Here is a 17,584-nt window from a genome sequence, read left to right on the forward strand (position 1 = left end):
CGTGGTGGTGCGTCGGTCATCTGCCGGTGCCGTCTCTCAGTGAAGCAGGCGGCGCAGCCTTCCGCGTGCAAGCTGGACAACTCCTCGTATCCCCACGACCACGCGCAGTGCCAATGCCCCGGAGCGTGTGGCGTACGGCCGGACCAGCAGCACGCCGTGCCGGGCGCTCAGCACGGCGCGAGGGCGCAGCAGACCGGCGCCCGCGACCGCGTGCGCCGTCACGTCGCGGTGCGCGCCGCCGGCGAAGCGCACGCGCAGCCGCAGGTCCCACGTGCCGGCGCCGAGCGCGCCGGGATCGACGGACGCCTCCGCCGTCCAGCAGTCGCCGCCGGCGGCCCTGAGGAGCGCGGCCGTACGGCGCTGGGCCGGGGGTCCGCCCTCCCGGCGCCGCCACTCCACCTCCACCAGCTCCGGCCCGGCCCGCGCCACCCGGCCGTACAGCTCGTGCAGACGCAGCCGCACACGCGTCCCCCGCGCGCGGGGGCGCAGTTCCGCCTCGACGGCGAGGGGGAGGACGCGGACCGGGCGGGTGCGGAAGGGGGCCAGGGTGACCTGGGGCAGGTCGGCGGACCAGACCGGGGTGCCGTCCGGGGCGCGGGCATAGGGAGGCAGCAGGCGGGCCGGGAGGGCGGCGAGCTCCCTGAGGCGGGGCAGGTCGCGGGGTTCGGGCGACTCCAGGACGACCCGCGCGATGAGACGACCGGGCGTGGCCGGGTCGCGCTCCCAGTCGGCCGCGTCGTACGCCGCGAGGTACGCCCGCGTGTGCGCCCACCACGCGCGCCGGTAGTGCGCGTCCCGCTCTTCGAGTTCGCGCACGTATATGCGCAGCTCGTGGTCGAGGAACTTGGTGCGGGCCGCCCGGGCCAGCTCCTTCTGCCCGGCGCTCAGCAGGATCTCGTACGCCAGCGCGCACGCCTGAGTCCGCGCCCGCCAGTTGTCGATGCGGGCCCGGTCCAGCGACAGCGACAGCCGGTCGGCCGAGCGGCGCACGTGCCACACGTACACCGGGTCCGGCACCAGGGCGATGCGCGGTCCGGCGGCCAGCACGCGCGCGGTGAAGACGAAGTCCTCGTAGAGGAAGCGGCCCTCGGGAAAGCGGATGCCGTGCTCGCGCAGGAAGTCGGTGCGGTAGAGCTTGTTCACGCAGAGCGTGTCGTGGACCAGACGGGGGCGCTGGGAGGGGCGCGCGAGGACGGCGTGCGTCTTGTACAGGGGCGCCTGCCATGGCTGCTCGCGCCCCGAGGGCAGCTCCCGGCGCACGCACAGCCCGCCCGCGACCTCCGCGCGCACCCCGGTCGCCGCCGCGAGCAGCGCGTCCACCGCGCCGGGCGGCAGGACGTCGTCGCTGTCGAGGAACATCACGTACGGCGCCGTCACCGCGTCCATCCCCGTGTTGCGCGGGCTGCCGCACCCGCCGCTGTTGACCGGGCGGCGCAGCACCTTCAGCCGCGGCTCGCCGGCCGCCAGCCGGGCGAGCGCCTCGGCGCTGCCGTCCGTCGAGCAGTCGTCGACGGCCACGACCTCACGGACCGCCGCCCCCTGCGCGAGCGCCGAGCGCACCGCGTCCGTCACATGGGCGGCGTCGTTGTACCCGATGACGACCACGCCGACGTGCGGAGGCTGCGGGAGGGCTGGGTGCATGGCGTCCACGTACCGGAATCGTAGGAATGATGGGTAACCGCCCGCCGACGGGTGCTCAGCGCTCGATGCGGAAGACGGTCGGAGCCCGAGGGCGGTTCGTTCACGGGCGCGGTCTTTCCGGCCGCGGGCCGCGTGGCGCGCCACAGCCGGACGAGGGACAGCACGGCGGCCGTCGCGAGGAGCCCGTTGCGCAGCAGCATCAGCAGGCAGCCCGTCCAGGTGCACCCCACGACCTCGCGGTACAGCGCGGGATAGGCGACGGCGCTGACCGCGCTCGCCGCCACCACCAGCGCGGTCACGCCGCGCTGGACCGTGTGTCGGGAGGTCAGGCAGACGGCGGCCAGGCCGAGCAGCCAGATCATGTACTGGGGGCTGATGACCCGGCTGGTGACGGTGAACAGCAGTACGGCGCACAGCGCGGCGTCGTAGGGCGTCGCCTCGGTCCAGCGCCGGGCTCGCACGCGCCACAGCACCAGGAGCGCGCAGGCGACCGCCGTCAGCGCGAGGGAGGCGGTGGCGACGGCGGAGACGTGCGGGCCGACGAGCTCGACCGCCCCGTACCGGTAGCGGGCCCGGCCGGTCCAGCCCGCGTGCCGGGCGAGGCTGAGCGCCGTCCCGCCGAGGGACTCGATCTGCACGCCCCGGCTTCCCTGCTGACGCAGAAAGGCCAGGGGATTGTTGAACAATCCGGTGAGTGTCCCGAGGACGAGCATCCCCGCCCCCGCCGCCCACGTCCACGCCGACCGCGTCGCCCGCCCCCTCGGCACGCCCAGCAGCACCAGCGCCGGCCACACCTTCACCAGCCCGCCCACCGCCGCGAACACCCCGCACGCGCGCGGGGAGCGCGACAACGTCAACAAGGAGATGACGGCGAACGCCGTGACCTGCACGTCGTACCGGGCGAGCGGCAGGTGCAGCAGCAGCGGCAGGGCACCGACCCACAGGGCGGCCCCGCGCAGGCTGCGGCCGGGCAGCGTGCCCGAGCGGGCCAGCACCAGCCCGATCACCGCGTCGGCGGCGAGCGTGAGGGTCACGAACGCCTGGAAGTACGTCAGCCAGGGCAGCAGCCCCGGCGCCAGCAGCACCGCGCCCGCGCCCGGCGGGTACTGCCACAGCGTGTCGTGCGCCGGGAAGGCGCCCCGGGACAGGACGCCGAACCAGTGGAAGTACAGCCGCCACACCTCACGCGCCACCGCACCCCGGCCCAGCAGGGGCACGGAGTCGTGGACGAGCAGCCACAGCATCGCGGCACGGATGGTCAGCCAGGCGACGGCGAGGAGGAGCACACGGCGGTTCATCACCTGGAGCGTAAGCCGCGAGGATGGTGTATTCATGCCGATACGCCGTCAATACACACGAAACGTTGGCTAATAGCAAAAGATCGGGCCGTGGTGAGCATCCGTCCCCTGGTCAACCCGAAGTCGAGTCGTGTCCGTCGCGGGGCGGCGATGGCGGTCCCCGCGGCCGTGATGCTCGTGCTCGGACTGTGGGGCCTCGACCGCGGCGGCATGTGGCGTGACGAGGCGGTCACCTTCCAGGTGGCGCGGCGCACGGTGCCGCAGATCTGGCGGCTGCTGCACGGGGTCGACGCGGTGCACGGCCTGTACTACCTGCTCATGCACGCCGTGCTCGCCCCGCACCCCGGCGAGGTCCTTCTGCGGCTTCCGTCGGTATGCGCGGCGGCGCTGGCCGCGGGCCTGGTCGCCGCGCTCGGCACCCGGCTGGCCGGGCCCCGGGTCGGGCTGTGGGCCGGGCTGCTCTACGCGGTCACCCCGATGGTCGGGCACTACGCGCAGGAGGGCCGCTCCTACGCCATGGTCGCGGCCGGCGCGGCCGGGGCGACCCTGCTGCTCGTGCGCGCGGTGCCGCTCGGCGGCCGGTCCTGGTGGGCGTACGGCACGGTCCTCGGCGTCACCTGCTGGCTGCACGAACTCGCGGTCCTGCTCCTGCTCGCCCACGCCGGGACGCTCGCGCTGGCCCGGGTGCCGGCGAGGGTGTGGCGGGGATGGGGCTGCGCGGCCGGGGCCGTGGTGCTCGCGCTGCTGCCGATGGTCGTGGTCTCGCACGCCCAGTCGGCACAGGTGGCCTGGCTGCGGGAGCCGACGCTGGACACCGCCTCGGGGCTGCTGCGGCAGTTCGTGGGACCGACCTCGGAGGTGTACTGGGCGTGCCTGGCCCTGGCGGTGCTGGGCCTGACGCGGCTCGTGGGCCGGCGCGGGGAGGTGACGTGCGCGGGGGTGGCGCTGCCGCTGGCGGTGGTGCCGCCCGTGGCCTTGATGCTGGCCTCGCTGCTCACGCCGTTGTACGTCGACCGGTACGTGCTGTACGCGCTCGCGGGGGCGCCGCTGCTGGTGGCGGCTGGCGCCGACCGGCTGACCGAACCGGTGGGGCGCCTGCGGCCCGCCGCCCCGCTGCGCTCACCCCTGCTCACCCTCACCGGCGTCCTCGCCGTCACCGTCGCCTTCGTCCACCAGCTCCCCGTCCTGCGCCAGGACCGCTCCCCGGACCACCGCCCCGACAACCTCGCCGCGATGTCCACCGACGCCGCCCGCGCACTGCGCCCCGGCGACCCGGTGCTGTTCCTCCCGTCCCACGCGCGGAGTACGGCGCTGGCCTACCCGGCGGGGTTCCGCGGCACCCGGGACGTGGCGCTGGCGGCGGGTGCGCCCGCGTCCGGCACCCTGTACGGGCGCGAGGTGGAGCCGGGCCTGCTGCGTCGCAGGCTGGCCGGGCTGGACCGGGTGTGGGTCGTCGCCGACCGGCGCGCCGTCCGCGCGCCCTGGTACCCCGGCAACCCTACCGACCGGGCCAAACTGGCCGTGGTGCAGGACCGGTTCGCGCTGCGGGAGGAGTTCGTGCACGACGGTGTGGTCCTGCGGCTCTACGTCCGCAGGAACCTCGTCACGGGTAGCCCGGTGCGTCCAGTGCTGCTGCGTCCAGTGCTGCTGCGTCCAGGGCGGAGGTGAGCTGGTCGAGGCGGCTGCGCAGCTCGCTGATCTCGTCCAGGTCGAAGCCGGTCGCCTCGACGATGCGGCGGGGCACCTGAAGGGCCCGCTCGCGCAGTGCGGCCCCCTCCTCGGTCAGCCGCACCTGCACCGAGCGCTCGTCGCGGGCGCTGCGCTCCCGGCGGACCAGGCCGGCCCCCTCCAGCCGCTTGACCAGCGGCGAGAGCGTGCCGGAGTCCAGGCGCAGATGCTCGCCCAGCTTCTTGACCGGCAGGTCGCCCTGCTCCCACAGCACCAGCATCACCAGGTACTGCGGGTAGGTGAGGCCGAGGTCCTTGAGGATCACGCGGTAGACGCCGTTGAAGGCGCGGGACGCGGCGTGCAGGGAGAAGCAGATCTGGCGGTCCAGGCGGAGCCAGTCGGCCTCGGGCGCGGGGACGGCGGGGGACGGAGTGGCGGTCATGACCCCAGGATAGCTCCAGCGGGCCATTTAGTTGTACGCAACTGAATTGTGTGCTCTACTTGTGGCCATGAGGCGGTCGCCAGAAGGGCCGCCGGATTCGGGACTCCGAGAGGGATGGTCATCCATGGACGCGCTCTACACCGCTGTCGCCACCGCCACCCACGGCCGTGAGGGCCGCGCCGTCTCCTCCGACGGCAAGATCGACCTTCCCCTGGCCATGCCGGTGGAGCTGGGCGGCAACGGCCAGGGCACCAACCCGGAGCAGCTCTTCGCCGCCGGTTACGCCGCCTGTTTCGGCAGCGCCCTCGGCCTGGTCGGCCGCCAGGCGAAGGTCGACGTCAGCGACGCCGCGGTGACCGCCGAGGTCGGCATAGGCAAGCAGGGCGAGGGCTTCGGCCTGAAGGTGACGCTGCGCATCGAGCTGCCCGGCACCGTGGACGAGGCGACCGGCCGCAAGCTGGTCGAGAGCGCCCACCAGGTCTGCCCGTACTCCAACGCCACCCGCGGCAACATCGAGGTCGACCTCGTCATCGAGTAACCCCCGGCCCAGGACCTGTCCTGCTCACCGCATCGAGTGAACCTGTCGGCCGGCGTGCCCCTGCGCGGGCACCGGCAGCGGACGCCGGCCGAGAGGCTCCAGCAGCAGCGGCACCCCGACCACCGGCAGCAGCCAGGCCAGCACGATCAGTCGGCCGCCCCAGATGCCGATGTCGGGGTGCGCGGCCTGGGTGAGGATCCCGGTGCCCGCCGCCGCCAGCAGAAAGCACCCGAACGCGGGCCGCCGCAGCGCACCCCACACCCCGGCCGCCAGCGCCGCCACGAACAGCGGCTCCCACAGCTGCCGCCGGACCCACTCCAGCCAGAACCTGCCCTCCAGGTCCATGAACTCCGGCCAGGGGTGGGCCCGGTCCGGGCGCGCGAAGTGGCCGGTGAGCAGGTCCTGCAGACTCTCCGACTCGGACGGGTAGTGCAGCAGCCTGGCCAGCAGCACCGTCCCCACAGCGGCGCAGCAGCCCACCGCCGCGACCGCCGTCACCCCGCGCCCCGGAGGCCGCCCGCGCCGCCGGCGCCGTACCGCGACCGTCGCGCCCGCCACGGCCAGGCACACCCCGAGGAACAGTGCCTGCGAGTGCTTCACCGCGAACAGCGCGAGCAGGGCACCGGCGGTCAGCGCCGTCCCGGCCCGCGCCCGGCGGGTCAGGGCCAGCGCGCAGCCCCACAGCGCGGTCAGGGTCAGCGCCAGCATGAGGCCCTCGGCCATCGGACGCATCGCGGTCGTGCCGCAGGGCAGCACGTAGAACAGCACCTGGCCGGTCAGCGCCGGCGGCACGGGCAGGGACAGGGTGCGCAGGACCAGAAAGGCGAGCGCCCCGCCGGCGACCGTGACGACGACGCTCGCCGCCCACACCCCCCAGGTCGCCCCGAACACCGTCACGAACGGCACCAGGAACACCGGATAACCGGGCCGCACCTCGAAGATGCGCCGCAGGCGCGGACCCACGAACGGCACGACGTGCCCGTCCGTCTGCCCGGCCCGCAGCCGCCGGTCCACCCGCCGCCACTCCTCGGCCCGGCACCGAGCGAGCACCCGCGAGGTGGGATCCGGCCCGTGGAAGCGCACCACGTCCACGTCCTGCGCGCGGAGGGCGAGGGACGCCTGGCCCGCGCAGGCCCACTCGATGGTGGCGGCGGCCGCCGCCCGCTTGTCTTCGCCGCGCAGACTCAGCGCGTACGAGAGGTAGTTCTTCGAGTCGGGTGTGTCCCGGCCGGTGACACCTGCGAGCTGGCACAGTGCGAACACGGCCCCGATGAGCAGGACCCAGGTGCGCGGTCTCACGTCGAGGCGAGCAGGTCGTGACCGGCGGCCGGACCAGGCACCCGGGCGGCCTCCGGCTCCGGCATCGGCTCACCCAGCATCAACGTCCGTACGACCCGCTCGGCGGCCCGCCCGTCGTCGAACTCGCAGAACCGGGCCCGGAACTGCGCCCGTACCCGCGCCGACTCCTCGTCCCGCCACGCCCCGGACGCGAACAGCCACGCCAGCTCCCGGTAGGAACGCGACACATGCCCCGGCGCCTCGGCCGTGACGTCCAGGTAGGCGCCCCGGCTCGCCACGTACGCCGCCCAGTCGTCGGCGTGCACGACGATCGGCCGGTCGAGATTGGCGTAGTCGAACATCAGGGCCGAGTAGTCGGTGACCAGCACGTCCGAGGCGAGCATGACCTCCTCCACGTGGGGATCGTCCGTCGCGTCCACCAGCACCCCTCGCCGGTCCAGTTCGGCCAGGCCCAGCCCGCGCGCGGGACCGGTCGCCAGGGCGGGGTGCAGCCGGACGACGAGGGTGTGGCCCTCGCCCAGGTCGGCGGCGAACCGGGCCAGGTCCAGGCGGTCGACGTGGCCGCCCCGGCGGTAGTCGCGGCGGGTCGGCGCGTACAGCACGACCGTGTGCTCCTCGGGGATGCCGTGCCGCAACCGGAACTCGGCCCCGGCGTCGTCCGTTCCCCCGACGAGGACGTCGTTGCGCGGGCTGCCGGTGCGGACCGAGGTGAAGTGGCAGGGGTAGGCCCGCTCCCACACCAGCTCGGAGTGGCGGTTGGCGACCAGGCTGTAATCCCAGCGGTCGGCCCGGCGCAGCATCTGCGGCACGTCGAAGCCGTGCCGGGCGCCCGGCTTGCCCAGCAGGTCGGCGCCCATGTACTTGAGGGGGGTGCCCTGATGGGTGTGGATGTGCACGCTGCCGCGACGCTTGACCAGGGTGCCGGGCCAGTTGACGTTGTTGACGAAGAACTTCGCGCGTGCGGTGACGTCCAGATAGCGCGGGGAGTCGAGGAGCACGTACTCGACGTCCGGGGGCAGGCACCGCGCCTCGGCCGCCTCCTTCTCGTCCCGCACCACCCACACCCCCCGGATGTGCGGCGCGATCTCGCGCGCCTTGCGGTACACGGCCGCCGGGTCGCCGAGCACGCCCCTGTGCGAGAACGCCGAGTACACGGCGAGGCCGGGATCCATCGGACGGCGCGCGTGCAGCCCGGCCAGGCCCCGCTTCGCCCGTCCGGCAACCGCCTTGCGGGCCTGGAGCGCCCGCCGCCCGAGCTCCCGTCCGGCCCGTCCGGTCTGCCTCACGACCCGGTACATGGCGTAGGTGCCCTCCAGCACCCGCACCTCACCGTCGACCGAGGCGCCCTCCGGTTTGTGCCTGCGGAACATCTCGGCCGTGCGCCGGAAGAACTCCGCCTTGTCGGCGGGCGGCAGCCGGTCCGGCTTGGCCAGGATGTCGAGGCAGTGCTCGCCCATCTTGCGGTGCAGGTAGGGCCGCCAGGTCCACAGCTGCGGACGGGAGTCGACGAAGGCGAAGACCCGCTCGTACTGGTCGTGGATGTCGAAGTGCTTGCGGCTGGTGGTGGACAGGATGTTGCCCTGACGGCGCTGGCGGTAGTTCAGGCAGATCCGGTCCAGGGCGGCGATCCGCCCGGCGCTGAGCATCACCGGGAAGGTCCAGGGGGTGTCCTCGTAGTAGCCGGGCGGGAACTCGAAACCGTTCTCCTCGACGAAGTCCCGCCGGTAGACCTTGTTCCACACCACCATCAGCAGATCGAGGATCTGCGGGTACTCGGCCACCGTGAAGGTGCCTTCCCCGGCCTCCGGGAGCAGGTGCGCCAGGACGTTGCGCCGCATTCCGCCCCACCAGTAGGTGCGCGCGTAGTCGAAGACCAGCACGTCCGGGTCGCCGGCCTCCTCCAGGCGGTCGGCGATGGCGAGCAGGGCGCCGGGGGTGAGGGTGTCGTCGCTGTCGAGGAAGAAGAGGAAGTCGCCGGTGGCGTACGGCATTCCGGCGTTGCGGGCGCGGCCGAGGCCGACGTTCTCCGGCAGGTGCAGCACCTTCACGCGCGGGTCGCGGGCCGCGTACTCGTCGAGGATGGCGCCGCAGCCGTCCGGCGAGCAGTCGTTCACGGCGATCAGCTCCAGATCCCGGAAGGACTGCTCCAGAACCGAGTCGAGGCACTCGCGCAGGAAGCCCTGCACCTTGAAACAGGGGACGATGACGCTGAAGCGGGGCACGGCGGGTCAGCTCCTCACGAGGGTCGCGGCGGCGGGGGCGGGGATGCGCTCCGCGAGCGGGATCACGGGCGGGATCGCCTCCGGTGGCTGGCCGAGCAGCACCCGCCGTACGACGCGCTCGGCGGCCCGGCCGTCGTCGAACTCGCAGAACCGCTCCCGGAACGCGGCCCGCAGTTCCCTGGACTCGGGCCCCGTGTAGGAGCCGTCGCGGAAGACGCGGGCCAGCTCCTCCGGCGTGCGGGCGACCGGGCCGGGCGGTGCGGCCATCAGGTCGAAGTAGACGCCCCGGGTCTCCTGGTAGACCTCCCAGTCGTCGGCGTACACCACGATCGGCCGGTCGAGGTTGGCGTAGTCGAACATGATCGACGAGTAGTCGGTGACCAGCGCGTCCGCGGCCAGGCACACCTCCTCCGAGGAGCGGTGCGCGGTGACGTCGATGATCCGGCCGCTGCTCCTGCCGAGCCCCCGGTCGTAGAAGTAGTGGGCGCGCAGCAGCACGACCACGTCCTCGCCGGCCGCGTCGCAGAAGGCCTCCAGATCGAGACCGGTCTCGAAGCCGGTGTGGTGGTCGCGGTGGGTCGGGGCGTACAGGACGGCGGTCTTCCCCTCCGGCACGCCGAGTTCGCGCCGGATACGGCAGACGTCCTCGCCGGTCGCCGTGTAGTAGACGTCATTGCGCGGATAGCCGTACTCCAGCGCCTCGTACGCACCGGGGAAGGCCCGCTCCCACATCTGGGTGGAGTGGCGGTTGGAGGAGAGGTTGAAGTCCCAGCGGTCCACCCTCCCGAGCAGCTTGGCGAAGCTGCCGGTCTGCGCGGCCACCACCGGGTACGTCGACTGGTCCACGCCCATCTTCTTCAGCGGCGTGCCGTGCTGGGTCTGCACGTGCACGCTGCCCGGTCGCTTGACGACGCCCTCGGCGAAGTTGGCGTTGTTCACCAGGAACTTGGCCCGGGCCAGCACCTCCCAGTAGCGACGGCTGCCGATCACCGCGTAGTCGACGCCCTTCGGCATGGCGTGCGCCTGGTCGGGCTCGACCAGGAACACCGAGCGGATGTGCGGGGCGAGTTCGCGGGCCTTGGCGTGGATCGCGGCCGGGTTGCAGGCGTAGCCGCGGCCCCAGTAGGCGCAGTACACGGCGAGGTCGGGGTCGAGGGGGCGGCGCAGATCACTGGCGTACCTCAGGCGGGTGCGCAGCGCGTGCGGGCGCGGGACGCCCTCGGCGACCCGCACCGCCGCCTGGTTGGCGCCCCGCAGCGCACGGAACGCCGTGTACGCCCCCGCCGCCAGCAGCCGGTGCTGCACGCCCAGACTGCCGCCCGGCAGCCGGAACCCGGCCGGGCGGTGGCGCCGGTACAGACGGGCCGCCCGGCGGAAGAAGGCCCGGTGCCCGGAGGGCAGCCGCTCGGGCCGGGACGCCGTCTTCAGCACGAACGCGAACAGCTGCTCGAACAGCGGCCCCAGCCGTTCACCGGGCAGCTCCCGCTCCGCGGCCCGGGTCAGCACCTCCTCGACCTGGTCGAGGAGCTCGTGCTGGTGCGCCCCCGGCAGATTGAGCCGGCTGCCCTGCCGCCGCAGCCGGTGCCGGACCAGCACCGAGCGCAGTACGGCGATCCGCTGGGCCGCGATCGTGGTCCGGCCGCCCCAGCCGAGGTCCGCGAAGTGGGTTCCAAGAAAGGCGAGTTCGTGCCCGGTGACGAAGGAACGGCGGTAGGCGGCGCTCCACGCCGGCAGCTGCACCCCGGTGAGCTGCGGCGCCCGGACCGGGGCGAACGCCCCCTGTGGGGCCTTCGCCAGCAGCGGCTGCGCCGGATTGGTCGGCTCGCCCTCCCACCACGGGATCCGCTGGTGCTCGAAGTACAGCACGTCCACGTCACCCGTCTCGGTGAGCCGCGCGTCGAGCGTGGCCAGCGCCCCCGGTACGAGGACGTCGTCGCCGTCGAGGAACAGCAGGTACGCGCCGGTCGCCGCTCGCATCCCGGCGTTGCGCGCCCCGCCCGGACCGGCCGAGGGCGGCGAGTGGACCGGTGCCACCCGGGAGTCCCGCTCGGCGTAACCGGCGGCGACGTCGGCGGCCGGGGCGTCGGGCCCGTCGCAGACCGGGATCAGCTCCAGGTCGCGGAAGGACTGGGCGAGGACCGAGTCCAGCGCCTGGGACAGCCTGCCAGCGACCCCGTGGGACGGGACGATGATGCTGAAGCGGGGCATTCTGCTCTTCCTGTTGTCTGTCCTGGCGCCAGTCCTTGCCGTCCTGGGCTCAGGCCGTACGGACGCGGCCGGGCCGCCCGGCCGGCCGCCAGGTGGACGGCCGGGACGGAGTGGGCCGCGAGGTGCTGAGGGGCATGGGAACTCCCGGAAGGGCAAACGTCGTTCAGCGGCTCTCGGTGACGGGGAGCGGGCCGGAAGGTTGCGGCACGGTGGCGAGCGGGGAGCGCGCGAGCCCTGACGCCGCCGACGGAACCGGGTGCCGCCGGTCGAGTGACACGACCTTCGGCAGCCCCGCCGGCTCGCCCAGCACGACGTGCCGTACGACCCGTTCGGCCGCGCGTCCGTCGTCGTACGGGCAGAAACGCTCCCGGAACGCGGTGCGCAGCTGGGTGGAGCGGGAGCCGCGCCAGTGCCCGGTGGCGAAGATGTCGATCAGCTCGTCCTCGCTGCGCGCGACCGCGCCCGGCGGGAAGGAGCGCAGGTCGAAGTAGGTGCCGCGGGCCGCCTCGTAGGCGTCCCAGTCACCGGCGTGCACGACGATCGGCCGGTCGAGGTTGGCGTAGTCGAACATGATCGACGAGTAGTCCGTGAGCAGCGCGTCCGAGGCGAGGCAGAGCTGCTCGACGCTCGGGTGGTCGCTGACGTCGATGACCCGGCCGCCCTCGGTGAACAGGCCGCGCCGCCCGTGGGGGGCGCGGGCCAGGATCACGTAGCGCGGGCCCAGGCGGCGCAGGATGCGGTCCAGGTCGAGGGCGGGGCGCTGGGTGCGGCGGTAGTCGCGGTGGGCGGGGGCGTACAGGATCGCGACCGCGCCCTGAGAGACGCCGAGCGACTCGCGCAGCCGGGTCACGTCGGCGGAGGTGGCCCGCTGGAAGACGTCGTTGCGCGGGTAGCCGTACTCCAGGGTGGTGTAGCGGCCGGGGTAGACGCGCTCCCAGGTCAGGGTGGTGTGGCGGTTGGCGGACAGGACGTAGTCCCACTTGTCGACGCTCTCGAGGAGCTCCTCGAAGTCCGTGTCCCGGGCGGCAGCCGGGCGTTCCTGCAGGTCGAGGCCCATGTGCCCCAGCGGTGTGCCGTGCTCGGTCTGCACGAAGACCTGACCGGGGCGCTTGCGCAGCCGGCGGTCGAAGTTGACGTTGTTGACCAGGTACTTCGAGCGGGCCAGCGCCGTCCAGTAGGCGGCGGTGCCGGGGCGCAGGCGGCGCGGGCCCGGCGGGACGGTGTGCTGGTGCTCGGGGCGGGCGATCCAGGCGGTGCGGATGTGCGGGGCGTGCGCGCGGAACGCGGCCTCCAGAGCGCCCGGGTTGCAGCCGTGACCGCGGCCCCCGTGGGCGGCGAACACCGCGCGGTCGGCGCGCAGCGGCAGGCGCAGCTGGACGCGGTAGTGCAGCCGGAGGGCGGCGGCCCGGACGGCGCGGGCCAGCTTGGCGGCCAGCTTCCGCGTGCGGCGGGCCGCGGACGCCGCCAGCTGGAGGGCGCGGTAGGTGCGGTGCAGGCCCAGGCGCACCAGGGTGTGGTGGAGGCGGGCGCGCAGCGGCACAGGGGTGCCGGGGGCGCGGTAGCGGCGGTAGTGGGCGCGGGCCAGGCGCAGGAACTCGGCGCGGGTGCCGCGCGGCAGCCGGTCGCGGCGGGTGAACACCGTCGAGAGGTGGTCGACCATGCGGCGGAACAGCACCGGCCGCCATCTGGCCAGCTCGGGCCGCTCCGCGACGTACGCGAACACCCGGTCGTACTGCTCGAAGACGTCGAAGTGCTTGCGGCTGGTGGTGCGCAGGATGCTGCCCTGCCGGCGCTGCCGGTAGTGCACGCACACCCGGTCGAGCGTCGCGATCGACTCGGCCGTCATCAGGACGGGGAACGTCCAGGGGGTGTCCTCGTAGTAGCCCGGCGGGAACCGGAAGGCCTCGCGTTCGACGAACTCCCGCCGGTAGGCCTTGTTCCAGGCCACCATCAGCACCTTCAGCAGGCCCGGGCGGTCCTCCAGACGGAACGGGGCCGGGCCCTGCTCGGTCAGCTGGAGCGCGACCTTGTTGCGGACGGCCTCGCCGGTCCAGTACGTGCGCGCATAGTCGTAGACCAGGACGTCCGGTTCGCCGGTCTCCTTGATCCGGTCGGCGATCGCCCGCAGCGCGTCCGGGGTGAGGGTGTCGTCGCTGTCCAGGAAGACCAGGTAGTCGCCCGTGGCATGCTCCAGTCCCGTGTTGCGGGCGCGGCCCAGACCCTGGTTCTCCGGCAGGTGCACCGCCCGTACGCGCCCGTCACGGGCCGCGTACTCGTCGATGACCGCCCCGCAGGCGTCCGGCGAGCAGTCGTCGACGGTGATCAGTTCCAGATCGGGGTAGGACTGCGAGAGCACCGAGTCCAGGCACTCGGGCAGGTACGCCTGGACCTTGTACGCGGGGACAATGACACTGAACCTGGGCAAGGGACATCCATGGGTCGGTCGGCGCGGGCGTTCTGCCCGGGAACGGCCGATGGAGTGAATTGGTTACGGTTCGTACTGCATGTGGGGGACATGCCGGTGAACGCCGAGGGGCGGGCCGGTGTCCGGCCCGCCCCTCCAAAAGCGTGGTGCAGCCGCCTACTTGACCGCCCCCGCCATCACGCCCGTCACGAACTGCCGCTGGAACGCGAAGAACACGGCCAGCGGGATCACCATGGAGATGAACGCGCCGGGTGCCAGGACGTCGATGTTGTTGCCGAACTGGCGGACCTGCGTCTGCAGCGCGACCGTGATCGGCTGGCTGCCCGACTTGGTGAACACCAGCGCGACCAGCATGTCGTTCCACACCCACAGGAACTGGAAGATGCCCAGGCTCGCGATCGCCGGCCCGCCCAGCGGCATCACCACCCGGGCGAACAGGCGCAGTTCGCCCGCGCCGTCCAGCCGGGCCGCCTCCAGCAACTCGCGGGGGATCTCCGCGAAGAAGTTCCGCAGCAGGAACACCGCGAAGGGCAGGCCGAAGCCCACGTGGAACAGGACCACCCCGAGGATCGTCCCGAACAGGCCGATCTTGCCGAACAGTTCGGCGATCGGGATCAGCGCCACCTGCACCGGCACCACCAGCAGGCCGACCACGCCCAGGAACCACCAGTCGCGGCCTGGGAACTCCATCCACGCGAAGGCGTAGCCCGCGAGGGAGCCGATGACCACGACCAGGACGGTCGCCGGGACCGTGATCAGGACGGTGTTCCACAGCGAGTTGGTGATGTCGCTGTTCTCCAGCAGCTTCTGGTAGCTGTCGAAGGTGAGTCGGGAGGGCTTGGCGAACACCTTCCACCAGCCGGACGCGCTCATGTCCTCCGGTGTGCGCAGGGAGGAGACGAGCAGACCGATGGTCGGCACCAGCCAGAACAGGCCGACGACGATGAGGAAGACGCGGACCAGTCCGCCGCCGAGTTTCTCCACGATCTTCGAGCCCAGCGACTGCCTGGCCTTCACGGTCTCGACGGGCGCCACCTTGCCGATGCTTCCGGCGTGCGTGGTCATCGCCGCACCTCCCGCCTGAGCCGTCGGATGTTGAACAGCATCACGGGGATCACCAGCAACAGCAGGAACACCGCGATCGCGCTCGCGATGCCCGGCTGGCTCTCCGCGAAGCCCTTGCGGTACAGCTCCAGCGCCAGCACGTTCGCGTCGTCCTGGGAGGAGCCCGGCGCGATGATGAAGACCAGATCGAAGACCTTCAGCACATTGATCATCAGGGTGACGACGACGACCGCGAGGACCGGCGCGAGCAGCGGGACGGTGACCTTGCGGAACACCTGCCACTCGTTGGCCCCGTCGACGCGCGCTGCCTCCAGCAGCTCCCGGGGCACCCCCGCGAGCCCGGCCGCGATCAGTACCATCGCGAAGCCCGCCCACATCCATACGTACGACCCGATGATGGCCGGCGTGACCAGCGACGGGCCGAGCCAGTCGAGGCCGTTGTACGGCTCCTTGAAGTTGCTCGCCGGGAGGCGGAGCCGGGCCCCGTCGGCCTTCGCCGGGAGGGTGAAGGTGCCGTCGTCGGCGGCCTCCGTGGAGGCCACCACCTTGCCGTCCTGCACCGCCTCGATCCGCATCCCCGAGTAGCCCAGCTCGGACGGGTCGGGGGCGCCCAGCTTGCCGACGCCCTTGCCACGGGTGAAGTCCTGCCAGGTCGTGCCGGTGATCTTCCCCGGCTCCGGTTTCGCCGCCACCGCCTTCTTCGCGCTGTCGGGCATCTGGTCGGGGGCCACGCCGACGAGCGGCAGGGTGACGACCTGACCGGTGCGCACGGGCGCCGAGGTGAGGAAACCGCCCCCGTCCGGCTTGAGCGGCGACTCACGGCCCGGGTGCGCCTTCGGGAACGCCGACGACTGGGCGAAGGTGTCGTGGACGCCGACCCACACCGCGTTGGCGACGCCCTTGTCGGGGTCCTGGTCGTACACCAGCCGGAAGATGATGCCGGCGGCCAGCATCGAGATCGCCATCGGCATGAAGACGACCAGCTTGAACGCCGTGCCCCAGCGCACCCGTTCGGTCAGCACCGCGAAGATCAGACCGAGCGCGGTGGAGACGGTCGGCGCGAACACCACCCAGATGATGTTGTTCTTCAGGGCGGTGCGGATGCCGTCGTCGGTGAACAGCGCCTTGTAGTTGTCGACTCCGGCGAAGCCGTCGCCGTCGGCGTTGTAGAAGCTGCGGACGACCGAGTACCCGATCGGGTAGACCACGAGCGCGCCGAGCAGCACCAGGGCGGGCAGCAGGAAGAGAGCTGCCACGGTCCTGCGGGTGCCGGTCACGCTCTTGCGGCTCTTGGGCGCGGCGGGGCCCGGTGGGGCCCCGGCCGCCGCTGCCGACGCCATGGCCGGATCAGCTCCCGTTCCCGTACGCGGCCGCCGCGTCCTTCTCCAGCTTCGCCTGGGCGCCCGCGACGTCCTTCGGGTTCTTCAGGAAGTCCTGCAGGTCCTTCCACTCGCCCTTGCCGGGGGTGCCGCCGAAGGCCTGCGGGGCCTGGTCGGACATGTCGAAGCGGAAGTCGTCACCGGAGGCGATCAGCGCCTTGGCGATCGTCTGCTGCACCGTGTTCGGATACGCCGAGTTCGGCACGTTCTTGTTCGGGGACAGGTAGCCGCCGAGCTTCGCCTGGATCGTCGCCGCGTCCGAGGAGGCCAGGAAGGTGGCCAGCGCCTGGGCCGCCTTGGAGTCCTTCAGGATGACGGCCGCGTCACCGCCGGAGACCACCGGCGCGGAGGAGCCCACCGCCGGGAACGGGAACACCTTCGCGTCCGTGCCCACCTTCGCCTTGGTGTCCCCGATGTTGACCTGCGCGAAGTCACCCTCGTAGACCATGGCCGCCTTCGGCTGGTCGCCGCCGGTGAAGGTCTGGGTGACGGAGGCCGGGAACTCGGTCTGCAGCGCGCCGTTCGCGCCGCCCGCCACGTAGTCCTTCTTGCCCCAGATATGGGCGAGCGTGGTGAGCGCCTGCTTCACCGAGGGGTCGGTCCACTTGATCTTGTGCTGGGCGAGCTGGTCGTACTTCTCCGGGCCCGCCTGGGAGAGGTAGACGTTCTCGAACCAGTCGGTGAGGGTCCAGCCGTCGGCGCCGCCGATCGAGAACGGGGTGATCCCGGAGTCGTACACGGCCTGCGCGGTGGTCAGCAACTCCTGCCAGTTCTTGGGCTCCTTGGCGCCCGCGCCCTCGAAGGCCTTGACGTTGTACCAGATCAGCGACTTGTTGGCGGCCTTGTAGTAGACGCCGTACTGCTTGCCGTCGACCTTGCCGATGTCCTGCCAGCCCTGCGCGTAGTTCTTCTGCAGTTCCTTGACGGCGTCGGCGCCGAGCGGCTTGGCCCACTTCTTGTCCACGGCCTGCTTGATGGCGCCGGGCTGCGGCAGCAGCGCGATGTCCGGCGGCTGACCACCGGCGATCTTCGAACCGAGGAAGTTGATGATCGGGTCCTGGGCGGGTACGAACGTCACCTTGGCGCCCGTGCGCTTCTCGAACTCCGCGAGGACCTTCTTGAAGTTCTTCTGCTCGGTGCCGGTCCAGACGGCGGCGACCTCCAGGCTCGCGCCGTTCAGCTTCGGGAGGGAGACGGTGGAGCCGCTCTCGGTGGCCCCGCCGCTGCTGCCGCCGTCGTCCTTCTTGTCGTCACTGCCACTACAGGCGGTGAGCGCGAGGGCTCCCGCGAGGAGGGCGGCGATGGTGGTGACGGCCCTGTTTGTCCGGATGGTGTTGCTGTTGCTACGCATCACTGCCCCGTTCTTCGTTCTTCGTTGAACGTCCGAGCGCTGTCCCGT

Annotated in this window: 12 protein-coding genes; 2 read left to right on the forward strand and 10 right to left on the reverse strand. The window is 72.4% G+C overall.

Features of this window, described 5'->3' with window-relative positions; all coding sequences use genetic code 11:
• Nucleotides 1-36: 36 nt before the first annotated feature.
• Nucleotides 37-1,641: a glycosyltransferase family 2 protein gene (locus ACIBBH_RS18040; protein WP_399405945.1), complete on the reverse strand. Its 1,605-nt coding sequence runs from the start codon at nucleotides 1,639-1,641 to the stop codon at nucleotides 37-39.
• Complete coding sequence (locus tag ACIBBH_RS18045) at nucleotides 1,569-2,939, reverse strand: glycosyltransferase 87 family protein (RefSeq protein ID WP_399405610.1); 1,371 nt, start codon at nucleotides 2,937-2,939, stop codon at nucleotides 1,569-1,571. The genes ACIBBH_RS18040 and ACIBBH_RS18045 overlap by 73 nt, the downstream gene beginning before the upstream one ends.
• Before the next feature lie 150 nt (nucleotides 2,940-3,089).
• Between ACIBBH_RS18045 and ACIBBH_RS18050 the strand changes: the two genes are divergently transcribed.
• Nucleotides 3,090-4,607: a hypothetical protein gene (locus tag ACIBBH_RS18050; RefSeq protein WP_399405947.1), complete on the forward strand. Its 1,518-nt coding sequence runs from the start codon at nucleotides 3,090-3,092 to the stop codon at nucleotides 4,605-4,607.
• On the opposite strand, the gene ACIBBH_RS18055 is transcribed toward ACIBBH_RS18050, so the two are convergent.
• Entirely contained in the window at nucleotides 4,543-5,049 is a 507-nt protein-coding gene (locus ACIBBH_RS18055; protein WP_399405612.1) for a MarR family winged helix-turn-helix transcriptional regulator, read from the reverse strand. The genes ACIBBH_RS18050 and ACIBBH_RS18055 overlap by 65 nt on opposite strands.
• A gap of 124 nt (nucleotides 5,050-5,173) precedes the next feature.
• Between ACIBBH_RS18055 and ACIBBH_RS18060 the strand changes: the two genes are divergently transcribed.
• Entirely contained in the window at nucleotides 5,174-5,587 is a 414-nt protein-coding gene (locus ACIBBH_RS18060; protein ID WP_399405614.1) for an organic hydroperoxide resistance protein, read from the forward strand.
• A gap of 24 nt (nucleotides 5,588-5,611) precedes the next feature.
• On the opposite strand, the gene ACIBBH_RS18065 is transcribed toward ACIBBH_RS18060, so the two are convergent.
• The 7 genes from ACIBBH_RS18065 to ACIBBH_RS18095 all read right to left on the reverse strand — a co-directional run bounded on the left by ACIBBH_RS18065 (nucleotide 5,612) and on the right by ACIBBH_RS18095 (nucleotide 17,536).
• A complete protein-coding gene (locus ACIBBH_RS18065; RefSeq protein WP_399405616.1) occupies nucleotides 5,612-6,886 on the reverse strand; it encodes a hypothetical protein in 1,275 nt (424 codons plus the stop codon).
• On the reverse strand, nucleotides 6,883-9,108 hold the full coding sequence (locus ACIBBH_RS18070) for a CDP-glycerol glycerophosphotransferase family protein (protein ID WP_399405618.1): 2,226 nt from the start codon (nucleotides 9,106-9,108) through the stop codon (nucleotides 6,883-6,885). Before ACIBBH_RS18070 ends, ACIBBH_RS18065 begins: the two co-directional genes overlap by 4 nt.
• Before the next feature lie 6 nt (nucleotides 9,109-9,114).
• Nucleotides 9,115-11,316 (reverse strand): bifunctional glycosyltransferase family 2 protein/CDP-glycerol:glycerophosphate glycerophosphotransferase, encoded by a 2,202-nt coding sequence (locus ACIBBH_RS18075; RefSeq protein ID WP_399405620.1) that lies wholly within the window; start codon nucleotides 11,314-11,316, stop codon nucleotides 9,115-9,117.
• 163 nt (nucleotides 11,317-11,479) lie between these two features.
• The gene (locus ACIBBH_RS18080) at nucleotides 11,480-13,741 is read right to left on the reverse strand and encodes a CDP-glycerol glycerophosphotransferase family protein (RefSeq protein WP_399405622.1); all 2,262 of its coding nucleotides are present in this window, start codon (nucleotides 13,739-13,741) and stop codon (nucleotides 11,480-11,482) included.
• Between the two features lie 156 nt (nucleotides 13,742-13,897).
• Nucleotides 13,898-14,806 carry a carbohydrate ABC transporter permease gene (locus tag ACIBBH_RS18085; protein ID WP_399405624.1) on the reverse strand — a complete coding sequence of 303 codons (909 nt, stop codon included), beginning with the start codon at nucleotides 14,804-14,806 and terminating at the stop codon, nucleotides 13,898-13,900.
• A complete protein-coding gene (locus ACIBBH_RS18090; RefSeq protein ID WP_399405626.1) occupies nucleotides 14,803-16,146 on the reverse strand; it encodes a carbohydrate ABC transporter permease in 1,344 nt (447 codons plus the stop codon). The genes ACIBBH_RS18085 and ACIBBH_RS18090 overlap by 4 nt, the downstream gene beginning before the upstream one ends.
• 7 nt (nucleotides 16,147-16,153) lie before the next feature.
• Nucleotides 16,154-17,536, reverse strand: coding sequence for an ABC transporter substrate-binding protein (locus tag ACIBBH_RS18095; RefSeq protein ID WP_399405628.1), 1,383 nt, complete (start codon nucleotides 17,534-17,536; stop codon nucleotides 16,154-16,156).
• Nucleotides 17,537-17,584: the final 48 nt, after the last annotated feature.

Origin of the sequence: Streptomyces sp. NPDC051636 (genome assembly GCF_044453765.1) — a bacterium.
Taxonomy (GTDB): Bacteria; Actinomycetota; Actinomycetes; order Streptomycetales; family Streptomycetaceae; genus Streptomyces.

What these genes read in the sequence shown, in the direction of transcription:
- ACIBBH_RS18045 (WP_399405610.1), bottom strand. Translation starts at nt 2,939, where the DNA reads ATGAACCGCCGTGTGCTCCTCCTCGCCGTCGCCTGGCTGACCATCCGT.
- ACIBBH_RS18085 (WP_399405624.1), bottom strand. Translation starts at nt 14,806, where the DNA reads ATGACCACGCACGCCGGAAGCATCGGCAAGGTGGCGCCCGTCGAGACC.
- ACIBBH_RS18060 (WP_399405614.1), top strand. Translation starts at nt 5,174, where the DNA reads ATGGACGCGCTCTACACCGCTGTCGCCACCGCCACCCACGGCCGTGAG.
- ACIBBH_RS18050 (WP_399405947.1), top strand. Translation starts at nt 3,090, where the DNA reads ATGGCGGTCCCCGCGGCCGTGATGCTCGTGCTCGGACTGTGGGGCCTC.
- ACIBBH_RS18095 (WP_399405628.1), bottom strand. Translation starts at nt 17,536, where the DNA reads ATGCGTAGCAACAGCAACACCATCCGGACAAACAGGGCCGTCACCACC.
- ACIBBH_RS18075 (WP_399405620.1), bottom strand. Translation starts at nt 11,316, where the DNA reads ATGCCCCGCTTCAGCATCATCGTCCCGTCCCACGGGGTCGCTGGCAGG.
- ACIBBH_RS18040 (WP_399405945.1), bottom strand. Translation starts at nt 1,641, where the DNA reads ATGCACCCAGCCCTCCCGCAGCCTCCGCACGTCGGCGTGGTCGTCATC.
- ACIBBH_RS18090 (WP_399405626.1), bottom strand. Translation starts at nt 16,146, where the DNA reads ATGGCGTCGGCAGCGGCGGCCGGGGCCCCACCGGGCCCCGCCGCGCCC.
- ACIBBH_RS18055 (WP_399405612.1), bottom strand. Translation starts at nt 5,049, where the DNA reads ATGACCGCCACTCCGTCCCCCGCCGTCCCCGCGCCCGAGGCCGACTGG.